Origin of the sequence: Photorhabdus sp. P32, assembly GCF_038085095.1 — a bacterium.
GTDB lineage: Bacteria > Pseudomonadota > Gammaproteobacteria > Enterobacterales > Enterobacteriaceae > Photorhabdus > Photorhabdus luminescens.
This window is the reverse complement of record NZ_JAZGJN010000107.1, coordinates 1-1,172: the sequence shown is the minus strand read 5'-3', so window position 1 is coordinate 1,172 and position 1,172 is coordinate 1. Positions and strand designations below refer to the sequence as shown.

Below are 1,172 nucleotides of genomic sequence, written 5' to 3'. Positions count from 1 at the left end.
TTGAAATCCATTGGGTATATGTTGTTACTATATTTTATCATATATTCTAATCAACTATTTTTTAATTTAATTATATTGGAATTTATTTTTGTTTTTTATAGTTAAATAATCTACCTTATTTGAGACAGATGATAATAATGAGGATTAATATATTGGTTAATTTATTATATATTGTCTGCAATAGTGTTTTTTAAATCAACATATAATAATGAAATCTATTTTCATTTAATTAGGTATGAAAAAATAAATAAAGCAAGGATAAAAATATGAGTTTAAATAAAAAAGTTTTTCTTATTTCACCGTTTTTATTAGCGATTAGTAGTTTCAGTATGGCATGTAAGACAGATCCACAGATAGAAAAAATAATCACTAAAAATGGACTGAAAGATACCAAAGTAATGTCTATGTATAAAAGTTGCACACTTTCGGTCACAGCAAATACACCCAATAAAGTGACATTGGTAAATAAGAAAGCGGCAAATCGTGATGATCAAGCAGAAAAAGCGATGTATTGGTATAGAGGGATGGAAATAAAGGAATATAAAGCATTTCACCAGAATAAGTATAAAAGCCTTCCTTGTGTTAAAGGAGAAAGTTTTTGTGGAATTGCTCCCCAATCTACCTATTCGCGAGGTTATTTGACAAATAGTAAACCTGGAGTTGTTATTGAGTTTAGTACAATAGAACCGAAATGGTTATATAATGAATTTACAACTAAACATAAGTGTCAAGTTAAAGCTGAGGGAGGAGGAACATACGGGCTTGGTGTGACAGGAACATCAGCGAGTTGTGATGATCAATATAAGAAACTTGGAATAGGGAATGTATTTAATAAATGGTTGGAAAAACCAGCAAAAATAGATGTTATAATTTCTTATGTATTATTGGCAAAATAAGATTTGATATCTTTTTTAGTCGTGTGATTGTCAGTTTTAAATGATTTTTTCAGAAAAAAAAGCACCGAATATTCGTTATTTCGGTGCTTTTTATTATTGATGATAGATTTAAGTAAATGCTGTGTTTTATGTTAAGAAATAAAATTGGTAGTATTTTGTGAATCTACATTATGAGGTTGTTTAGATTATTATGGTATAAAAAATTAGTGATTATTACTTTATTATAGATGACATGTAAGTTTTGATAAATAATTTATTTTATATATTATTGAAATT

At 27.0% G+C, this 1,172-nt stretch carries 1 protein-coding gene; it reads left to right on the top strand.

Features of this window, described 5'->3' with window-relative positions:
• The first annotated feature begins 266 nt into the window (after positions 1 to 266).
• Positions 267 to 896 (top strand): hypothetical protein, encoded by a 630-nt coding sequence (locus V2H77_RS00540; RefSeq protein ID WP_341497243.1) that lies wholly within the window; start codon positions 267 to 269, stop codon positions 894 to 896.
• Positions 897 to 1,172: the final 276 nt, after the last annotated feature.

Bases quoted from the DNA above. Each gene is read 5' to 3' on its own strand.
- V2H77_RS00540 (WP_341497243.1), top strand. From the start codon at position 267: ATGAGTTTAAATAAAAAAGTTTTTCTTATTTCACCGTTTTTATTAGCG.